This window comes from Daeguia caeni (genome assembly GCF_042653845.1).
Classification (GTDB): Bacteria; Pseudomonadota; Alphaproteobacteria; order Rhizobiales; family Rhizobiaceae; genus Brucella; species Brucella caeni.
In genome coordinates this window covers 97295-116794 of sequence record NZ_JBHSEL010000126.1, presented here as the reverse complement: position 1 = coordinate 116794, position 19500 = coordinate 97295, and the positions used below count along the sequence as shown (strand labels likewise).

Genomic DNA, 19500 nt, shown 5'->3' with positions numbered 1-19500 from the left:
GAAGACGGATTTCCATGTCCAGCCCATCTGCCGACAACGCCATCTTTGACCGTGATCTGCTGCTGCAATTCCGTAAACGCGCCTTCCGTCGCGCGGTCGATGGTGCCGACTTTCTATTGCGCCGCATTGCCGATGATCTCGCATTCCGCCTCGATACGGTCGAGCGGCGTTTTCCCTTGGCGGTTGACCTCGGCGGCCATACGGGCCTTGCGGCAGAAGCCATGCTGCGCTCCGGCAAGGCCGGACAGATTTTGCGCCTGGAACAGGATGCCGAATTTCTGCGCGGCCCCTTTGCCTCCATCGTGGCAGATGATGAATTCCTGCCGCTCAAACCCGGCAGCGTCGATCTGATCGTCTCGCTGATGGCGCTGCACGCCACCAATGATACGCCGGGCGCCATGGTGCAGATTGCCCGCGCATTGAAACCCGATGGGCTGTTTCTTGCCGCCCTTGCCGGCAGCGGCACCCTGGGTGAATTGCGCGAGAGCCTGTTGCAGGCCGAAATCGAACTGACCGGCGGCGCATCGCCGCGCATCTTCCCCTTTGCCGATGTGCGTGACATTGGCGGGCTGTTGCAGCGCGCAGGCTTCGCACTGCCCGTCACGGACGTGGAAAACATGACCGTGCGTTACGATTCGCTGTTCGATCTGATGGCGGATCTGCGCGCCATGGGCATGCAGAATGCGCTGAGGGCCCGCTCACGCCGTCCTGTCGCAAAGAGACTGTTCATGCGTGCAGCGGAAATCTATGCCGAGCGTTTCAGCGACCCGGACGGACGCATTCGCGCAACATTTTCGATCATCTGGCTTTCCGGCTGGGCGCCGCATGAATCGCAGCAAAAGCCGCTGAAACCCGGCTCAGCCAAGGCATCGCTTGCCGAAGCGCTGCGCAATGTCGACAAGCTGTAATTCAGCAATCTGCGCCCTGACGGCCATCGACCTTGGTAATGCAAAGCGGGTCGGAAACAGGAGCCGGAAAGGCATTGGGCTGTGTATGCGCCCGTTTCACGACGGGAGGTGTCGTGCCGCTCTTCTTGAGCGACGCCGTGGTCGTGCGGTCAATGCCGACCGGCAGGATTGATTCGGCTGCTATCTTGGCTGCCTGATTGTTGAGGATCGGAACAAGGATCAGGGCCAGCGCAATGGTCGCAGAGCCAAACAGCATGACGATGCGCACCAATCCCCCACCGGCACCAGCAAACCGGGATGGGGCATGGGCATTATGGCCGGCACTGTAAAAGCTGTCATCAAAACGCATCACACTACTCCGCTACTCGTGCATGCGATTATGAAACAGCCCGGTGAATCATCCATTAACCGATTGGCAATTTTTGCAATGCCCGAACTGGCTGCGAACTGTCACAGCAGATCAATCAGAAACGGGATCAGCGGCTCATCGGCAGGCGGCATCGGATAATCGCGCATATCCCTTGGCCGAACCCATTTCAGCGCCTGCCCTTCCAGGCCGCGTGCAATGCCTTCAAACCGACGGCAGACATAAAGCGGCATCAGAAGATGAAAATCCTCATAGGTGTGGCTGGCAAAGGTCAGCGGTGCAAGGCATGGCACTCTGGTCGTAATGCCGATTTCTTCCCGCAATTCGCGCACCAGACATTCCTCCGGTGTCTCGCCCGGCTCAACCTTGCCGCCGGGAAATTCCCACAATCCGGCCAGCTGCTTGCCTTCCGGTCGCTGTGTCAGAAGCACCCGCCCATCACCGTCCACGAGCGCGCAGGCAGCTACAACAAGAAGACGGCGTGATTTCTGCTCACTCATGACTGTGATAATCCCCAATATGCATAGTGATAGGCCGGTTGAAAGCCCAGACTGCGGTAAAGCGCAATGGCAATTTCGTTGCGGCTTTCAACCTGCAGCCATGCCGTTTGTGCGCCCTGCCGCAGAGCCCAGGCAAGTGCGGCCCTGATGATCGTGCGGCCATGCCCCTTGCGCCGTGCGCGCTCAAGCACGGCCACATCAAACAATCCGGCAAGCCCGTCATCTGCCACGCACAGGGCGCTTGCAACCGCCTCACCGCTTTCTTCCAGCACCAGCATGGCCTTGCCCGGGATGATATGATCCAGAATCGCAATCAGGCTCTGGCGCAGATCATCCCCCCTGCCATGAATGGCAAGCGATGCATCGGCGTAAAGCTCAGACTGCGTGCATGGCGCAAGGGCCGGCGCAGCCGAAAGTTCAATGTCTGCAAGCGGCGCGGCCATGACGAGAACGTCTTCCATCCATTGCCAGCCAGTCGCGGCAAGATGGGCCGCAAGCCCTTCTGGTGCCAGTGGCGACAGGCGAAAACAGGGCCCCACTCCTGCCGCGCGAAACAGTGCCGTGGCCTGTCCGATACGTTCGGCAAAGGCGCTGTCATCCTCCGGATCCAGCGGATTGACCGAATTCAGCCGCTTTGAGGGATAGGCCGGCGTCAGACGCACTAACCATGATCCCACTTCATGCACTGAAGCCGCCGGCCATGCACGAAAACCGGCAATCTCGATCTGCCGGATCAACGTGTTCCCGGCCGTTTTCCTGTCGCGCATTGCCTGCGATCAGCTGCGGTAGTCGCCATTGATGGCGACATATTCCTTGGTCAGGTCGCATGTCCATACCGTCGCCTTGCCACGGCCAATGCCAAGATCAACGCGGATGACAATGTCCTCGCCCTTCATATAGGCCGAAGTTGCCTCTTCCGAATAATCCGGGTCGCGCTCGCCCTTATAGGCCACGCGAATATCACCGAATGAAATGGTCAGCAGGTCACGGTCGGCAGGCTCGCCAGCCTTGCCAACAGCCATGACAACCCGGCCCCAATTGGCATCTTCACCGGCAACAGCGGTCTTGACCAGCGGCGAATTGGCGATGGAAAGCGCAATCTTCTTGGCGGAAGCGGCCGATTTCGCGCCAGTGACCTGCACCTCGATCATCTTGCGTGCGCCTTCGCCATCGCGCACGACCTGAAGCGCAAGCGATTTCAGCACACGGCCAAGCGCCCTCCTGAAAGCGCCAAGACGGCGGTCGGCAGGGTCGGTGATTTCCGGCGCGCCGCGCTTGGCGGCCGTGCCGGTTGCAAACAGCATCAGTGTGTCGGATGTGGACGTATCGCTGTCAACCGTCACCGAATTGAAGGTCGAACCAACCCCCTTGGACAGAAGGCTCTGCAGGACACTGGCCCTGATCGGTGCATCGGTGACGATGAAGGACAGCATGGTCGCCATATCCGGCGCAATCATGCCCGCCCCCTTGGCAATGCCATTGATGGTCACGTCAACACCATCAAGCTTGACCGTTTCGGTTGCAACCTTCGGGAAGGTGTCCGTGGTCATGATCGCCTTGGCTGCTTCCAGCCAGAAATCCGCCCTGGCATTCCTGTTCATGTCCCCCAGAAGATGGGCGAACTTGCTGGCGTCAAGCGGCTCGCCGATCACGCCGGTCGAAGCAAGAAACACATCGCTCGTGCTGCAACCAACGGCTTTGGCGGCGGCTTCAGCCGTTGCCTCGGTCGCTTCCCTGCCCTTCTTGCCGGTAAAGGCATTGGCATTGCCGGAATTGACGACAACGGCGCGTGCCTTGCCATGGACAAGATTCCTGCGGCAGAAATCGACCGGCGCCGACGGGCAGAGCGAACGGGTAAACACACCTGCAGCTTCGGCAGGCTGATCAAACACCATCAGCATCACATCGGTGCGGCCCTTATATTTGATCCCTGCTGCTGCGGTGGCGATACGCACACCGTCAATGGTCGGCATGGTCGGATAATGTTTCGGAGCAAGCGGAGAAACGGACGCAGACATGTTTGCCTCTGATGCAATGATGATGGTGCCCGACTGATTTGGGCAGACTGATTTTGCGTCATTGGAAGCGTTTGGCGCGCAAAATCAAGAAAATTAGTTGCAGGCAATGAAAAACGCCCCGAAAACCGCTGGTTTCCGGGGCGACGATCTCAAGGAACCTACTGCTGGGCTTCTTCGCCCTGTTCCGCTTCGGCCTGTGCGGCCGCGGCTTCCTTCATTGCCTTGTCGATGGCCGGATCCTTGTATTCGATCTTCATGCCTTCACGCAGTTTCTTCAGCGCATCCACATAGCGTTCGCGCAGAATGATCGAGCGCACCTGATCCTTCACATCATCGAATGAAGGTGGCTGCTTGGTGCGGCGGTCTTCAAGCTGGATAACGTGATAGCCAAACTGCGTCTGCACCGGCTCCTTGGTATATTCACCCGGCTTGAGCGCAAAGGCGGCCTTTTCGAATTCTGGTACCATCTGGCCTTCGCTGAAATAGCCAAGATCACCGCCGCTTGCCGCCGAACCATCGGTCGACTTTTCCTTGGCGAGATCCTCGAACTTGGCGCCACCTTCAAGCTTCTTGATGATGTCTTCGGCTTCTTCCTTGCTCTTCACCAGGATATGACGCGCACGAACCTCGACCTGCGGCGGCAGGGCTGCGATTTCCTTGTCATAACGCGCCCGCACATCATCATCAGAAATCTTGTCGACGATCTGATCCTTGAAATATTCATTGTGCAGCGCCCGTTCACGCAGGAATTCCATCCGCGCCTTGAATTCCGGCGTCTGGTCGAGCTTTGCCTTTACAGCTTCAGAAGAAAACGCCTTGATGTCGATCAGGGCTGCCAGGGCAGCCAGACGACGCTGTTCGACCGGAAGACGTGCAAATTGCGGATCCAGGTCGCTTGCGGCCTGATCAACCTCGCCAGCCGTAATGGGCTGACCGTTTACCGTTGCCAGAACCTTGGCCGGATCGACCTGTTCCGCGCTCTGGGCAGCATCGGCAGGCTTGGCGGCGTCCTGCGCCAAGGCAGCGCTACTGACAAAACCGGCCAGCACCGTGGAGGCTGCAAGAGCTGCAAGGGTCATGCGAAATGATTGTTTGAGAATGGCGTGCATATAAGATCTCTCCTTCGAGACCATCTACCGTCCCGATGAATGCGGCGGAATTTCGCCCGGATAACGCTTATGGGCTGTAATATTAAGCTTTCCCGGTCGATCGAGTGACGTTGACATCGCTCATGCCCACTCTTATCTGTCCTTTGACCTTGCGTCCAGTAAGCGGCGGCGGATTTGCGCCGGAACCATGTTTCCCGGCAGCATGCCTGCGCTGTTTTCTTGCATTTGTTTCGATACGCGTAATAGAAGCATACGACACAGCCGGCACATAACCCGGCAGAACGGACAGGAAAGGACCAGGAATGGTCAGCTTTGGCGGCCTCGCCCGCAGGATATTCGGTTCATCCAACGACCGCCGCGTCAAGGCGCTGCGGGCACGTGCGAACCAGATCACCGCGCTTGAGAAGAATTACGAATCCCTTTCGAATGAACAGCTTCAGGCCAAGACGGCAGAATTCCGTCAGGCGCTGGCTGAAGGAAAATCGCTCGACGCCCTTTTGCCCGATGCCTTTGCCACAGTGCGCGAAGCGGCCAAGCGCGTGCTTGGCATGCGGCCATTCGACGTGCAGCTGATCGGTGGCATGGTTCTGCATGAGCGCGGCATTGCAGAAATGCGCACCGGTGAAGGCAAGACGCTGATGGCGACTTTGCCGGTCTATCTCAATGCGCTGACCGGCAAGGGCGTGCATGTCGTCACGGTCAATGACTATCTTGCCACGCGTGACGCGGAAACCATGGGAAAGCTTTATAATTTCCTGGGGCTTTCCGTCGGTGTCATCAAGCATGGCCTGGATGATGAAGAGCGCAAGGCGGCCTATGCCTGCGACATCACCTATGCCACCAACAACGAACTGGGCTTCGACTATCTGCGCGACAACATGAAATATGAGCGCGGCCAGATGGTGCAGCGCGGCCATCACTATGCCATCGTTGACGAGGTGGACTCGATCCTCATCGACGAGGCTCGCACCCCGCTCATCATTTCGGGCCCGCTGGAAGACCGCTCGGACTTCTACAACCTCATCGATACCTTCATTCCGCCGCTCACTCCGGAAGATTATGAGATCGATGAGAAGCAGAAGACGGCCATCTTTACCGAAGCCGGTACGGAAAAGGTCGAAAAGCTGCTTGCCGAGGCCGGTTATCTCAAGGGCGAAAGCCTGTATGACATTGAAAACGTAGCCGTTGTCCATCACCTGAACAATGCGCTGCGCGCCCATCACCTGTTCCAGCGCGACAAAGACTATATCGTCCGCAATGGTGAAATCATCATCATTGACGAATTTACCGGACGCATGATGCCGGGCCGCCGCTATTCGGAAGGCCTGCATCAGGCGCTGGAAGCCAAGGAACATGTGCCGATCCAGCCGGAAAACCAGACACTGGCTTCGATCACCTTCCAGAACTATTTCCGCATGTATGAAAAGCTGGCCGGCATGACCGGTACGGCGGCCACGGAAGCGGAAGAGTTCGCCAATATCTACAATCTGGAAGTGACGGAAATCCCGACCAATCTTCCGGTCAAGCGGATTGATGAATCGGACGAAGTCTATCGTACCGCCGAAGAAAAATACCGTGCCATCGTGCGCGAAATCCGCGCAGCGCATGAAAAGGGCCAGCCGATCCTTGTTGGCACGACCTCGATTGAAAAATCGGAACTTCTGGCCGAGCGCCTGCGCCGTGAGGGCATCAAGAACTTCCAGGTTCTGAATGCCCGCTATCACGAGCAGGAAGCCTATATCATCGCACAGGCCGGTGTTCCGGGCGCAATCACCATCGCCACCAACATGGCTGGCCGTGGTACCGACATCCAGCTCGGCGGCAATGTCGAAATGCGCGTGAAACAGGAACTGGCCGACATGCCGGAAGGCCCTGAACGCGACGCAAAGATCGAGGCGATCAAGGCCGATGTCGCCAGACTGAAGGAACAGGCGCTGGCCGCCGGCGGCCTCTATGTTCTGGCAACCGAACGCCATGAAAGCCGTCGCATCGACAACCAGTTGCGTGGCCGTTCTGGCCGTCAGGGCGATCCTGGCCGCTCGAAATTCTTCCTGTCGCTGCAGGATGATCTGATGCGCATCTTCGGCTCTGACCGCATGGATGGCATGCTGCAGAAGCTCGGTCTGAAGGAAGACGAAGCCATCGTCCATCCCTGGATCAACAAGGCGCTGGAAAAGGCACAGAAGAAAGTCGAGGCCCGCAACTTCGAAATCCGCAAGAACCTGCTCAAATATGACGATGTGATGAATGATCAGCGCAAGGTGATCTTTGAACAGCGTCTGGAAATGATGGACGAGCAGGATCTGACGGAAGTCGTCAAGGAAATGCGCGACGAAACCATCGAGGACATGGTTGCGCTGCGCATTCCGAAGGATGCCTATGCCGAAAAATGGGACATTGCCGGCCTGAAGAAGGACATTGCCCAGAAGCTCAATCTCGACCTGCCGGTCGAGGAATGGGCCAAGGAAGAAGGCATCGCCGAGGAAGAGTTTGAAACGCGCATCAAGGAAGCCGCCGACAAGGCTGCAGCCGAGCGTGCCGAACGCTTTGGCCCGCAGATCATGAACTATATCGAAAAGTCCGTGATCATGCAGTCGCTCGACAATCTGTGGCGCGAGCATCTGGTCAATCTTGACCATCTGCGTTCGGTTGTCGGCTTCCGCGGCTATGCCCAGCGCGATCCGCTGAACGAATACAAGACCGAAGCGTTCGAACTGTTCCAGGCGCTGCTTTCCAATTTGCGCGAAGTGGTCACAAGCCAGCTGATGCGCGTTGAAATCGTGCGTGAAACGCCGCCTGAGCCTGAATTGCCACCAATGTCTGGCGTTCATATCGACAGCACGACCGGCGAAAACGATTTCGATGAATCTGCATGGGCCGAACACCTGCAGGATGAGCGCATCGTGCCGCCAGCGGAACGTGACCCGACCGACCCGCGCACATGGGGCAAGATCAGCCGTAACGAGCTCTGCCCATGCGGCTCTGGCAAAAAATACAAGCACTGCCACGGTGCGTTTGACTAACGCATGCCTCCCAAAAGTGGGAACCGGTTTTGGGGCAAAGGCATGCGAAAAAGTCATGCCTCCCAAAAGCGGGAACCGGTTTTGGGACAAAGGCATATGACTGCAAATACATGCCTCACCGAAATGGGTGCTGCTTTTGCAATAAGAACATGATTCCAAAGAACGAAAGCCCTGGATCGTTTCGACCGGGGCTTTTTCCTGCCAACTGGCAGAACTGCAATCAACGGGCACAGCAAGGCGATTGACCAAAGCCAAATTAGCCGATATATCCCGTCGCGTTGTTCCCTGTCGGGTCATATCAAGCTGCTGATGCGGCACTGTGCGGGTGTGGTGGAACTGGTAGACGCGCCGGACTCAAAATCCGGTTCCGAAAGGAGTGTCGGTTCGATTCCGACCACCCGCACCACTCTTTCCCGTCTGACATTTTTCATTCAAATCGCAAACAGAGATCACAAGCCCTGGGTGCCTGCCGATCCGAGGCAGGAGGCTACGAAACCGCGTTTCATTGAAGATCGCTGCCGTTTCATGCACAAAACTTGCCGTTGAATGCCAGCCTGCCGCTTGTCCCGGAACTCGCCATGGCAAAAATGAAGATGTCGCAATTTAGCGCGGAATATAAGGAATTCGGAAAGATCGACGATACGGCCATTATGTGTCCCGTCCTGATAGAGGCGCACGCTGATATGACGTCTGCGTTCTGGGCCTTGTATTCAACGCCATCGCGCACCGGCTGCCCGTAAGGTTCAGCGCGTAACAGTTCTTGCGATCCTGCAGAACCATCTCGCCTATATCGGTCAGTTTCCTGTCATCCGCATCAACCCTGTCCCTGCTCTGATACGTGCCGCATATTGGTCAGCCAGCTTCAGCTCTGCCGCATGTCCGCCTTTCTGTACCGCGCGGCTGTACGGATTTCCGGCATGTCATCCCGTCCGTTGGAGTTGCATGCAGAAAAAACCGCAAACAAAGCAACGCCAACAAAACGTAATTTATGCAACTCTACCCCTTTATTATCAAAACACGTGTGGCCGACATGAGAAAGCCAGAAATACTAAAATAATTGCGCTTTCTGTTGGCCAAACAAAACCCCTCCGCACACCTGTACGGAAGGGCCATGTCTGCGCCGAAATGTTGTTACTTGACGACAAGAACCGGAACCGTGCTGTAGGACAGAACTTCGGCAGCCTGGCTGCCCAGCAGCAGCTTGTTGACGCCGCGACGGCCATGCGATGCAATGACGATCAGATCGCAGCCCTTTTCCTGCGCTGCCTTGACAATGCCCTGAGCCGGCGACTGGTTTTCGACATGAAGCGTTTCAGCTTCCACACCAGCAGCATCGGCTTTGGCCTTGGCCTTGGCGAGAAGCTCATTGGCCGCCTTGGCAACCGCCTCGCTATATTCCTGAAACGCCACCGGACTTGATGCCCATTCGGCTGCAACGACAATGCCATAGGACGGCAGCAGTTCGGTTACCGAAACGAAGATGAGCTTTGCGTTAAGCTCCTTGGCCAGCGCCAACGCCTGATCTTCCCCCTTACCCGCAAGTTCTGATCCATCGGTTGCGACCAGAATTTTCTTGTACATGGCTCTCTCCAGCTGATGTGTTTTTTGAAATTCTGCATGGAACAAAAGCATACTGCATTGACGCGGATCAATCAGAAATGCGCAAGACGTAAAGACGAATGTGCGAAATGCTGAACGGCCTTGAAGGTCGGGCAGCTGGGCATTTGGAACCATGTTCTGCCACGATGCGTTTTTGCGCATTATCATTCCGGCGACGACCGGCATCACGGAAAGACAGCAGAATGAATTTCTTGTTTTTATACAATATTAGAATTAATTTCTAATTATTACCGCAAGCCTGCATGTAATCCGCTATGCTTTCGCAGTGTTTGCCCTTAAAATCCGTCCAACTCAAAGGGAGACCATGTCATGAACAAGCCCGTTGGCTTCAAAGGCGGCGAAACTGCGGGTCGCGGCCGTATCTACGACTCCATTCTCGACACGATCGGCAATACGCCATTGGTGCGCATCAACAAGTTCGCCAAGGAAAAGGGCGTCGTTGCCAATCTTCTGGTCAAGCTCGAATTCTTCAATCCACTTGCCAGCGTCAAGGACCGTATCGGTCTGGCGCTGATCGAGGCGCTTGAGGCACAGGGCAAGGCTGTTCCGGGCAAGACGGTTTTTGTCGAGCCGACCTCTGGCAATACCGGCATCGCGCTGGCCTTTGCTGCCGCAGCCAAGGGCTATCGCCTGATCCTTACCATGCCGGAAACCATGTCGCTTGAACGCCGCAAGCTGCTGAAGCTTCTGGGCGCCGAGCTGGTGCTGACCGAAGGCGCCAAGGGCATGAAGGGTGCGATTGCCGAAGCAGAGGCCATTGCCGAGGGCAATCCGGATGCGATCATTCCGCAGCAGTTTGAAAACCCTGCCAATCCGGAAATCCACCGCCGTACCACGGCAGAGGAAATCTGGAACGACACCAATGGCGATGTCGATATCCTGATTTCCGGTATCGGTACTGGCGGCACCATCACCGGCGTCGGTCAGGTCATCAAGCAGCGCAAGCCATCCTTCAAGGTTGTCGCGGTTGAACCAAAGGATTCTCCGGTTCTTTCCGGCGGCACACCCGGCCCACACAAGATCCAGGGCATCGGCGCCGGCTTTGCGCCCAAAACGCTCGACACCAGCGTTTATGATGAAATCATTACGGTTTCCAACGAAGACGCCTTTGCCAATGCCCGCCTGATCGCGCGCGTTGAAGGCATTCCGGTCGGCATTTCCTCTGGTGCAGCCCTCACCGCCGCGGTTGAAATCGGCCGCCGTCCGGAAAACGCGGGCAAGAATATCGTCGTCATCATTCCGTCCTTCGCCGAACGCTATCTGTCGACGGCCCTGTTTGAAGGTCTGGAATGATCCAAGACAAGGCATGTCGCGCAAAACCGGTGTCCGGTTGTGCGCGACATGCATAAACCAAAAGCCAGAGCACCCCGTTGCTCTGGCTTTTTCATTGCCGCTTCGATCTGAGAATCGATCAACGTCCGCTACGCGCAGCGCAAGCAGGACCAGGTCCACGCATGTAATGGCGTTCCGGACGGTAGCTCGGTGCGACAAATTCACGGATGACATTTACGGTGTCACGCAGCTGAACAAGAATGCTCATCGTCTTCACCTTCACAAGAAATTTGCGATGCCAAGCCATCATCGCTACCGGCACGATGCAATGCACGGTGCAATGATCGATTACCTGAACATCTTAAAGAAAACTTTACCTTCAAGAGATGAACAATCACTGAATCACTAGGGTTAACAGTGTTTTAATATAAACAGCCCGTGAAATCTGATAGGAAACAGCTTCCCCCGTCATGAAAAAACCGGCCCCTGAATGGGCCGGTCTGATCCTTGTGCGCTGTGTGCAAAACGCCCACAATCAGCGGGTCGGAACCGGCGTCTCGCCGCGATAATCATAGAAACCACGGCCGGTCTTGCGGCCAAGCCAGCCTGCCTCGACATATTTGACCAGAAGCGGGCATGGACGATATTTCGAATCCGCCAGACCATCATGCAGCACCTGCATGATCGACAGGCAGGTATCAAGACCGATAAAGTCGGCCAGCTGCAACGGGCCCATCGGGTGGTTTGCGCCCAGCTTCATCGCCGTATCAATCGCTTCGACACTGCCAACACCTTCATAAAGCGTATAGATCGCCTCATTGATCATCGGCAGAAGGATGCGGTTGACGATAAAGGCCGGGAAATCTTCAGCGACCGTGACCGTCTTGCCGAGGCTGGTGACAAATGCCTGCGCACGCGCGAAGGTTTCGTCATCGGTCGCAATACCGCGTACCAGCTCGACCAGCTTCATCACCGGCACCGGATTCATGAAATGGATGCCAATGAAGCGTTCCGGGCGATCCGTGGTCGACGCCAGACGTGTGATCGAGATCGAGGACGTGTTGGTTGCCAGAATTGCCTGCGGATTGAGAATTGGGCAAAGCGAGGCAAAGATCTTGCGCTTGATGGTTTCGTCTTCCGTCGCAGCCTCAATGGCAAGGTCAACACCGGCCAGATCCTGCACGGATTCGGCAGGACGGATCCGGCTCAGGGCGGCACTGCGTTCATCTTCCTGCAGCTTGCCGGAAGCAACCTGACGCGCCATATTGCCATTGATGGTGGCAATACCCTTCTCCAGCCGGTCTGGTGCCGCATCATGCAGCAGAACTTCATAACCAGCCAATGCGCAAACATGGGCAATGCCGCCACCCATCTGCCCCGCACCGATCACACCTACTGTCTTGATCGCCACTGTCCGAACTCCCTGTATTAACTGCTCGATCATGTTCTGATCGAGTATAGCCATTTCAACGCCACAGAAACAGCGCTGCCTCGAATTGCCTTAACGCAGCCCTGGACGGAAAGCTTGCCCCGGTTTCCTGAAACTGCCCCAAGATAATGGAATAACAGGCCTTTATCCCGGACAAAGCCTGCATCTGTCCTGAACATTGCCGGCTCGTCCTGCGCCATAAGACAAAAGCGGCAGGAAACTGCCGCTTTTGCAATGATCAGAGTGCCTTTTCCAGCTCTGGCATGATGGTGAACAGATCCCCCACCAAGCCATAATCGGCCACCTGGAAGATCGGGGCCTCTTCGTCCTTGTTGATGGCGACGATGACGCGGCTGTCCTTCATGCCGGCAAGATGCTGGATCGCGCCGGAAATTCCGACTGCGATATAAAGTTCGGGCGCAACCACCTTGCCTGTCTGTCCAACCTGCCAGTCATTCGGTGCATAGCCGGCATCAACCGCCGCGCGGCTTGCGCCAACCGCAGCGCCCAGCTTGTCGGCAACCGGAAGGATGATTTCCTTGAACTTTTCTGCCGAACCCAGCGCACGCCCACCCGATACGATGATCTTGGCCGAGGTCAGTTCCGGACGATCCGAGGCCGACAGCGCATTTTCAACAAAGCGCGACAGCGCCGGATCTGCCGGAGCCGAGATGGTCTCAATGGCAGCCGAACCGCCTTCGCCGGTCGCCTGGAAGGAAGCCGTGCGCACCGTAATGACCTTCTTGCCATCGGTGGTCTGCACCGTCTGGATCGCATTGCCGGCATAGATCGGGCGCTTGAACGTATCGGCCGAAATCACTTCCATGATTTCAGAAACCTGCATCACGTCAAGCAGGGCTGCAACGCGCGGCAGGATGTTCTTGGCAGACGTCGTCGCAGGCGCAATGATCGTGTCGTAATTGCCAGCCAGTTCAACGATAAGTGCCGCAACCGGCTCGGCAAGGCCATTGGCCAGCTGATCGCCTTCAGCCAGCAGAACCTTGCGAACGCCGCTGAGCTTGGCAGCCGCTTCAGCAGCAGCCTTGGCACCCTGACCAGCAACCAGAATATCGATCTCGCCGCCAATCCTGGCAGCAGCCGTCAACGCCTTTGCGGTCTGGTCGGAAAGGGTTGCATTGTCATGTTCGGCAACAAGAAGAATAGCCATTGTCGTATCCTTTCCGAATATCTTAGATCAGGCCTTCAGCCTTGAGCTTTTCAACCAGTTCGCCAACCGAACCAACCTTGACGCCAGCCTTGCGGCCTCCCGGTTCTTCGGTCTTGAGCACTTTCAGACGCGGCGCAATATCCGCACCGAAATCAGCCGGCGTCTTTTCATCAAGCGGCTTCTTCTTGGCCTTCATGATGTTTGGCAGCGACGCATAGCGTGGTTCGTTGAGGCGAAGGTCGACCGTGACAATAGCAGGCAGCTTGACTTCAATCGTCTGCAGGCCACCATCAACCTCACGCGTTACCTTTGCCGAACCATCGCCCAGCTCAACCTTCGAAGCAAAGGTGGCCTGGCTCCAGTTGAGCAGCGCCGAGAGCATCTGGCCGGTCTGGTTGCAGTCATCATCAATGGCCTGCTTGCCGAGGAAGACAAGGTCTGGCTTTTCGGCTTCGACAACGCCCTTGAGAACCTTGGCAACGCCAAGCGGCTCAACCGTTTCATCGGTCTTGACGAGGATCGCGCGATCAGCCCCCATGGCCAGCGCCGTGCGCAGGGTTTCCTGAGCCTGAGCCGGGCCAATCGACACGACAACGATTTCCGTTACCTTGCCTGCTTCCTTGAGCCGGATCGCTTCTTCTACTGCGATTTCGTCAAACGGGTTCATCGACATCTTGACATTGGCAAGTTCAACGCCCGATCCGTCCGTTTTGACCCGGATCTTGACGTTGTAATCAACAACCCGCTTGACCGCGACTAGGACTTTCATCCGAAACCACCTCTTTGAAACACGCAGCCCTCACGCTGCACCGAAAACCCGATAGAATGACTGGCGGAGCTGCACGAATGTTTTTTAAAACTCCGCCTCCTCCCCTGCCAGGAACTGCGCCGAAAGTTAAAGATGGCAGACGTTAACGTCAATGATTGAGGACATGCTATATCGATTAAATTGTAAATATATTGCGACAACATTATTCCATCTGCGCATGGCCTGACCGCTCGATAGTTGCGCAATGGGTGTATGCAGATTTGACGGAAAACTGACTGTTTCCTCGTGATTGCCCCATTGCGCGACAATGGGGCGATCAATCATGCCCGGCACAATCCAGAATGTCACGCAAACCCTGAACGCTCTGGCATATTGTTTTCGCGGTTGCGGACAGAAGACCGGTTTCCGCCTTTTCTGCAACGTTAACGGTTCAGTCCCGGCACCCAGAGCACATCCTTTGTGCCATCGTCATTGACGATACGGGCGGCAACGAAAAGGAAGTCGGACAGGCGGTTGATATATTGCAATGCGGCCGCCGACACGACCTCGCCCTCGGTGCGGGAAAGCGCCACCATCAAGCGTTCTGCCCGCCGCACAACCGTCCGCGCCACATGCAGGGCGGCAGCGGCAGACGATCCGCCCGGCAGGATGAAGGAGCGCAGCGGCTGCAACCGCGCATTCATCAGATCAATCTCGGCCTCAAGCCGCGCAACCTGTGCCGGAACAATGCGCAGCGGTTCATAAGACAAGGGCTTGCCATCATCCGGCGTACACAGATCAGCGCCAAGGTCGAACAGATCATTCTGGATGCGCCCCAGCATCTGATCGAGTTCATGATGGGGATTGCCTTCGCCGCCTGTATAAAGCCGCGCCATGCCGATGCAGGAATTGGCCTCGTCCACCGTGCCAAATGCTTCCACGCGCAGGTCATCCTTGCGGCGGCGCTGTCCATCGCCAAGGCCGGTCGTGCCGTCATCACCCGTGCGGGTATAGATCTTGTTGAGTTTTACCATTGTTCCTCATCCGCCGCTCTGGCGTGCAAAATAAAGCGCCCCGACGATCAACAAAAGCGCCAGAAACTGCAACATGACGCGCAATTGCATCATCTTGTTGGAGAAATTCCCATCACCGCCACGCACCATATTGCGCAGGCCAATCATCAGAACAATCACAATGGCTGCCATGGCAAGCATCGCAGCCGCTTTAAACAAGATGCCCATAGTCCTCTCCTCCCCGTCCCATCAACGCCCTTGCTTGCACCATCATGACTGATCAGACAGCACGCGGTAAAGCCAGCGCGACGGCAGCAGCCGCCTGGCCAGCACGCCAAGCCTTGCCGGCCGCGTCACCAGATAATGCGGGCGTGGGCGCGGCGCTTCCAGCGCATGCATCAGTACCTTATAGACCGCGTCGGGGCCAAGCTTGTTCTTCGATTTCGTGCCGCCCGATTCGAGTTTTGCCATCTGCCGTGCATAAAGCGCGCGATGAACCGACGCTTCCATATCAATATTGCGCCGCGCATGCGACGCCGCATTATAGGTAAAGCGGGAGGCAATCGGCCCCGGCTCAATCATTGAAACCGATATGCCGGAGCCTTCTAGTTCCATGCGCGCTGCAAGCATCAGCCCTTCCAGCGCAAATTTCGACGCCACATAGGCACCGCGCCATTTCATCGGCACCAGTCCCAGAATGGACGAGCAATGGACAATGCGGCCATGCCCCTGTGCGCGCATGACGGGGATGATGCGCCGCGTCAGATCATGCCAGCCAAAGAAATTGGCCTCAAACTGCGCCCGCAGCGCATCCACCGGCAGATCTTCCACCGCACCGGGCTGGGCATAGGCGCCATTGTTGAACAGCGCATCAAGCCTTCCGCCGGTTTTCGTCATGACAGTCTCGACCAGTGCAGCGATCGAGTGCGGCTCGGCATAATCGAGATAATGCGCCTCCAGGCCTTTTGCTGCCAGTGCGTCAAGATCTTCATCCTTGCGCGCCGTGGCAAAAACCCGCCAGCCGCGCTGATGCAAGGCTTCGGCACAATAGGCGCCAATGCCGGACGAACAGCCGGTAATGATGATGGTACGCCTTGCGGATTGATCCTGCATGCGGTCCGCCTTTGCTGCCCCATTGTTGATTCGTCATCTGCATGTGATGCTTATCTGCGTAATATGATAGATGACCTTGCGTTCTTGTGCTAATGCCCAGTGGAAAACGACCAGCGCCGCCAGCCCGGAACGAACGAGGAAAACCTGCTGATGCGCAATATCAGACGCTTTCTCCGAACGACGACGCTTGATGTCTACAATCATTTCAGCTCGGACGACGGCTGGGCCTTTGCCAGCCATATTGCGCTTTCCAGCCTGATGGCGCTGTTTCCATTCCTGATTTTTGCAACCACACTTGCAAGCTTTGTCGACACCAAGGAATTTGCCAATACGACCGTGCATGTCATTTTCGACATGTGGCCGAAAAACATCGCAGCCCCCATTGCGCACGAGGTGATGAATGTTTTGACCGTTCAGCGCACAGACCTTCTGACCTTGAGTGTGATTGCGGCGGCCTATTTTGCCTCAAACGGTGTGGAAGCGCTGCGCATTGCACTGAACCGCGCCTATCGCGTTAATGATCGCCGCTCCATCCTGTTTTGCCGTCTGCAAAGCCTAGGCTTTGTCCTGCTTGGCACGCTCAGCCTGATGGCCATCAGCTTTCTTCTGGTTCTCGCCCCTCTGGCCGTCAAACTGATCATCAAATCCGTGCCTGAGCTCAAGGGCTATATCGGAACCATCGCCGCATGGCGCTATACGATCACGGTCCTCGTGCTCGTCTCCTCGCTTTTCATCGTCCATATCTGGCTTCCGGCTGGACGGCGCAGCCTTGGCGACATTCTGCCGGGCATTGTGCTCACACTCGTCGCTTGGCTGGCGGCTGCCTATGCTTTTGCCGCCTATCTTGCCACTTTCGCCAATTATGTCTCCACCTATGCAGGTCTGGCCTCGATCATGGTGGCGATCGTCTTTCTTTACATGCTGTCGGCCATTTTCATCATCGGTGCGGAATTCAACGCAGCCATCATGAATTTCCGCAATCGCGAACAGCAGCCCGAACAGGCCTGATCAGCGTCGGGCTGTCGCCATTGCCACACCAAACGTCGTCACCACCATGCCGATGATCTGGACCAGGTTCAGCGTCTCGCCAAAGACGAAATAGGCAAGGATCGCCGCCGTACCCGGCACGAGATAAAACAATGATGCAACCTTGGCGATGGCCCCTTCTCGGATCAGCACCAGAAGCGCCAGAATGGCGCCGATGGAAAGCGCCAGCGTCAGCCAGACCAGCGCAATGATCAGATCCGGCGTCCATTCGACCTCCCGCGTTTCAAGCAGAAAGGCAAGAACGGTACACAAAATCCCCGCCGCGATATATTGCACCGCCGTGCCCGACCTCAAATCACCCGCACTGCCAAAACGCTTTTGCCACACCGTGCCAAGGCTGATGGCCAGAACGGCACAGAAACAGGCGGTCATGGTCTGTGGATCGACTCCGCCACCGCTTGCGGAAAATTTCGGCCAGACCACCATGGCAACGCCGCCGAATCCGACCACCAGCCCGAACCATTGCCGGCCACTTGCCCGCTCGCCCAGAACAAGGGCTGCCATGATCATGGTGATCATCGGCTGAAGCCCCGACACCAGCCCTGCCATGCCAGCAGGCAGACCTCGATGCACCGCCCAGAACATGGTGGAAAGATAAATGCCGTGGATCAGACAGCCGGCAATTGCCGCATTGACCAATGCCCAGCCCTTTGGCCAGATGCTGCGGCTCCACAAAGACCACAACACCATGATGACCGCCGCGATGGCAAAGCGCATTGCCATGAAGGTGAGCGGTTCTGCATAAGGCATGGACAGGCCCGCACCGATGAAGCCGGTGGCCCAGAGCAGAACGAACATGATCGGATAATAGCGTATTGGCATGCGCAGACTTTCCTGAAGTTTCGCACGCACTATATCGGCCGGTGGGAATAGTCCAATTCATTCTTTTGAGCGGATCATTCAATTTGCTGACCGTCATTTGCCTTCAGCATCGCGCGCACCTAAGAAGAGCACATGACAAACCTGAACAATGAGATCCGTATTCTGGTCGATGCCGATGCCTGCCCGGTCAAGGCCGAAATCTATCGCGTGGCAGAGCGCCACGGTCTTGCCGTCGTGCTGGTCGCCAATAGCTATATGGCCATTCCACGCGATGCAGAGCGGGTGGAACGGGTCGTTGTCTCCGGCAGTCTTGATGCGGCGGATGACTGGATTGCCGAACATGCCCACCCCGGTGCAATCGTCATTACCGCCGATATTCCGCTTGCCAGCCGTGCTTTGGAAAAAGGTGCATGCGTAATTGCTCCCAATGGGCGCGAGCATACCAGAAGCACGATCGGCAACACGCTTGCGACCCGCAACCTGATGGATTCGCTGCGTTCGGCAGGTGCCGTGACCGGCGGCCCGCCACCCTTTTCGCCGCGCGATCGCTCCGCCTTTCTCTCCACCCTGCATCAGACCATTGAACGGCTGAAACGCGAGGGCTTCACAAGCTGATCACAACCCTCTCGCCGTATCGATCAGCTTTGCCGCTTCCGCGCTGTCCCAGATCGCCGGGCCATTCATGGCGGCAATCTGGCAGCCATTCCTGTCGACAATCAGTGTCACTGGCAGGCCGAATGCCAGATTCTTGCGCTTGAGTTCATTGAAGCTTGCCATCGAGGCATCGCGGTTGAGCTTCAGATTCTTCACGCCAATATCCTGCAGAAAGCCCTTTGGCTTTTCATCCGAGCCGGTATCGATATTGATCGCTACCACTTCGAAGTCATCGCCGCCCTTTTCGGCCTGCAACCTGTCGAGTGCAGGCATTTCCTCCCGGCAGGGCGCGCACCACGTCGCCCAGAGATTGACCAGAAGCGTCTTGCCACGATAGGCGCCAAGTGTGGTCTTGGTTCCATCCGGCGCGGTAAAGGCGAGATTTTCCAGCGAGACCGGATTGTCTGCCGCGCGCATTGCAGCGACGGCGCCGGTGGCTGCCATATCGATTGCCTTCAGCGCATCGGCAGAAACAGCACATTGTGACGAAGAATCAGCAATTTTCGTCCCGCCATTGCCGGCAACGACATTGCCAGAAGGCTGCTCCATCACGTATACCGCTGCAACACCGGCAATGACTCCGGCAAGAGCGGCCAGAAGAACGATCCTGCGGCTACCCGATTTCGTCTTTTCGCTGTTTTCCGCCATGTCGCGCCTATCCTTCCCGTGTTTTGTCAAACCTTCCATCC

The 19500-nt window shown here is 56.8% G+C and carries 20 protein-coding genes and 1 tRNA gene; 7 read left to right on the top strand and 14 right to left on the bottom strand.

What is annotated here, in order from left to right:
* Positions 1-14: 14 nt before the first annotated feature.
* Positions 15-908, top strand: coding sequence for a methyltransferase domain-containing protein (locus ACFO1V_RS15400; RefSeq protein WP_374830769.1), 894 nt, complete (start codon positions 15-17; stop codon positions 906-908).
* Between the two features lies 1 nt (position 909).
* Here the strand turns inward: ACFO1V_RS15400 and ACFO1V_RS15395 are convergent, their stop codons facing one another.
* The 5 genes from ACFO1V_RS15395 to ACFO1V_RS15375 form a co-directional block, all read right to left on the bottom strand.
* Complete coding sequence (locus ACFO1V_RS15395) at positions 910-1257, bottom strand: hypothetical protein (RefSeq protein WP_374830767.1); 348 nt, start codon at positions 1255-1257, stop codon at positions 910-912.
* Between the two features lie 101 nt (positions 1258-1358).
* Positions 1359-1775 carry an 8-oxo-dGTP diphosphatase MutT gene (gene mutT / locus ACFO1V_RS15390; protein ID WP_374830765.1) on the bottom strand — a complete coding sequence of 139 codons (417 nt, stop codon included), beginning with the start codon at positions 1773-1775 and terminating at the stop codon, positions 1359-1361.
* On the bottom strand, positions 1772-2542 hold the full coding sequence (locus ACFO1V_RS15385) for a GNAT family N-acetyltransferase (protein ID WP_374830763.1): 771 nt from the start codon (positions 2540-2542) through the stop codon (positions 1772-1774). Before ACFO1V_RS15385 ends, mutT begins: the two co-directional genes overlap by 4 nt.
* A gap of 9 nt (positions 2543-2551) precedes the next feature.
* On the bottom strand, positions 2552-3793 hold the full coding sequence (argJ, locus tag ACFO1V_RS15380) for a bifunctional glutamate N-acetyltransferase/amino-acid acetyltransferase ArgJ (protein ID WP_374830761.1): 1242 nt from the start codon (positions 3791-3793) through the stop codon (positions 2552-2554).
* A gap of 158 nt (positions 3794-3951) precedes the next feature.
* On the bottom strand, positions 3952-4902 hold the full coding sequence (locus ACFO1V_RS15375; RefSeq protein ID WP_374830759.1) for a peptidylprolyl isomerase: 951 nt from the start codon (positions 4900-4902) through the stop codon (positions 3952-3954).
* A 302-nt stretch (positions 4903-5204) separates the two neighbouring features.
* Between ACFO1V_RS15375 and secA the strand changes: the two genes are divergently transcribed.
* The 3 genes from secA to ACFO1V_RS15360 all read left to right on the top strand — a co-directional run bounded on the left by secA (position 5205) and on the right by ACFO1V_RS15360 (position 8665).
* The gene (secA, locus tag ACFO1V_RS15370) at positions 5205-7925 is read left to right on the top strand and encodes a preprotein translocase subunit SecA (RefSeq protein ID WP_374830757.1); all 2721 of its coding nucleotides are present in this window, start codon (positions 5205-5207) and stop codon (positions 7923-7925) included.
* 321 nt (positions 7926-8246) lie between these two features.
* Positions 8247-8331 (top strand) — tRNA-Leu (locus tag ACFO1V_RS15365).
* Between the two features lie 172 nt (positions 8332-8503).
* Positions 8504-8665, top strand: coding sequence for a hypothetical protein (locus tag ACFO1V_RS15360; protein WP_374830755.1), 162 nt, complete (start codon positions 8504-8506; stop codon positions 8663-8665).
* A 391-nt stretch (positions 8666-9056) separates the two neighbouring features.
* Here ACFO1V_RS15360 and ACFO1V_RS15355 read toward each other — a convergent pair whose 3' ends face one another.
* A complete protein-coding gene (locus ACFO1V_RS15355; protein WP_374830753.1) occupies positions 9057-9506 on the bottom strand; it encodes a universal stress protein in 450 nt (149 codons plus the stop codon).
* 348 nt (positions 9507-9854) lie between these two features.
* Between ACFO1V_RS15355 and cysK the strand changes: the two genes are divergently transcribed.
* Positions 9855-10838 carry a cysteine synthase A gene (cysK, locus tag ACFO1V_RS15350; RefSeq protein WP_374830751.1) on the top strand — a complete coding sequence of 328 codons (984 nt, stop codon included), beginning with the start codon at positions 9855-9857 and terminating at the stop codon, positions 10836-10838.
* Positions 10839-11352: 514 nt separating this feature from the next.
* On the opposite strand, the gene ACFO1V_RS15345 is transcribed toward cysK, so the two are convergent.
* The 6 genes from ACFO1V_RS15345 to ACFO1V_RS15320 form a co-directional block, all read right to left on the bottom strand.
* Complete coding sequence (locus ACFO1V_RS15345; protein WP_374830810.1) at positions 11353-12228, bottom strand: 3-hydroxybutyryl-CoA dehydrogenase; 876 nt, start codon at positions 12226-12228, stop codon at positions 11353-11355.
* Positions 12229-12484: 256 nt separating this feature from the next.
* Positions 12485-13414, bottom strand: a complete 930-nt coding sequence (locus ACFO1V_RS15340; protein WP_374830747.1) for an electron transfer flavoprotein subunit alpha/FixB family protein — start codon at positions 13412-13414, stop codon at positions 12485-12487.
* A gap of 22 nt (positions 13415-13436) precedes the next feature.
* Entirely contained in the window at positions 13437-14183 is a 747-nt protein-coding gene (locus tag ACFO1V_RS15335) for an electron transfer flavoprotein subunit beta/FixA family protein (protein WP_374830745.1), read from the bottom strand.
* A gap of 422 nt (positions 14184-14605) precedes the next feature.
* On the bottom strand, positions 14606-15196 hold the full coding sequence (locus ACFO1V_RS15330) for a cob(I)yrinic acid a,c-diamide adenosyltransferase (protein WP_374830743.1): 591 nt from the start codon (positions 15194-15196) through the stop codon (positions 14606-14608).
* 6 nt (positions 15197-15202) lie between these two features.
* The gene (locus ACFO1V_RS15325) at positions 15203-15403 is read right to left on the bottom strand and encodes a twin transmembrane helix small protein (RefSeq protein ID WP_374830741.1); all 201 of its coding nucleotides are present in this window, start codon (positions 15401-15403) and stop codon (positions 15203-15205) included.
* A gap of 42 nt (positions 15404-15445) precedes the next feature.
* A complete protein-coding gene (locus ACFO1V_RS15320; protein WP_374830739.1) occupies positions 15446-16288 on the bottom strand; it encodes an SDR family oxidoreductase in 843 nt (280 codons plus the stop codon).
* A 150-nt stretch (positions 16289-16438) separates the two neighbouring features.
* Here ACFO1V_RS15320 and ACFO1V_RS15315 point away from each other — a divergent pair, with 150 nt between their 5' ends.
* Positions 16439-17296 (top strand): YihY/virulence factor BrkB family protein, encoded by an 858-nt coding sequence (locus tag ACFO1V_RS15315; RefSeq protein ID WP_374830737.1) that lies wholly within the window; start codon positions 16439-16441, stop codon positions 17294-17296.
* Here ACFO1V_RS15315 and ACFO1V_RS15310 read toward each other — a convergent pair whose 3' ends face one another.
* The gene (locus tag ACFO1V_RS15310; protein WP_374830735.1) at positions 17297-18157 is read right to left on the bottom strand and encodes a DMT family transporter; all 861 of its coding nucleotides are present in this window, start codon (positions 18155-18157) and stop codon (positions 17297-17299) included.
* Between the two features lie 132 nt (positions 18158-18289).
* On the opposite strand from ACFO1V_RS15310, the gene ACFO1V_RS15305 reads away from it, so the two are divergent.
* Positions 18290-18772: a YaiI/YqxD family protein gene (locus tag ACFO1V_RS15305; protein ID WP_374830733.1), complete on the top strand. Its 483-nt coding sequence runs from the start codon at positions 18290-18292 to the stop codon at positions 18770-18772.
* Here the strand turns inward: ACFO1V_RS15305 and tlpA are convergent, their stop codons facing one another.
* Entirely contained in the window at positions 18773-19459 is a 687-nt protein-coding gene (gene tlpA / locus ACFO1V_RS15300) for a thiol:disulfide interchange protein TlpA (RefSeq protein ID WP_374830731.1), read from the bottom strand. It lies immediately after the preceding gene.
* Positions 19460-19500: the final 41 nt, after the last annotated feature.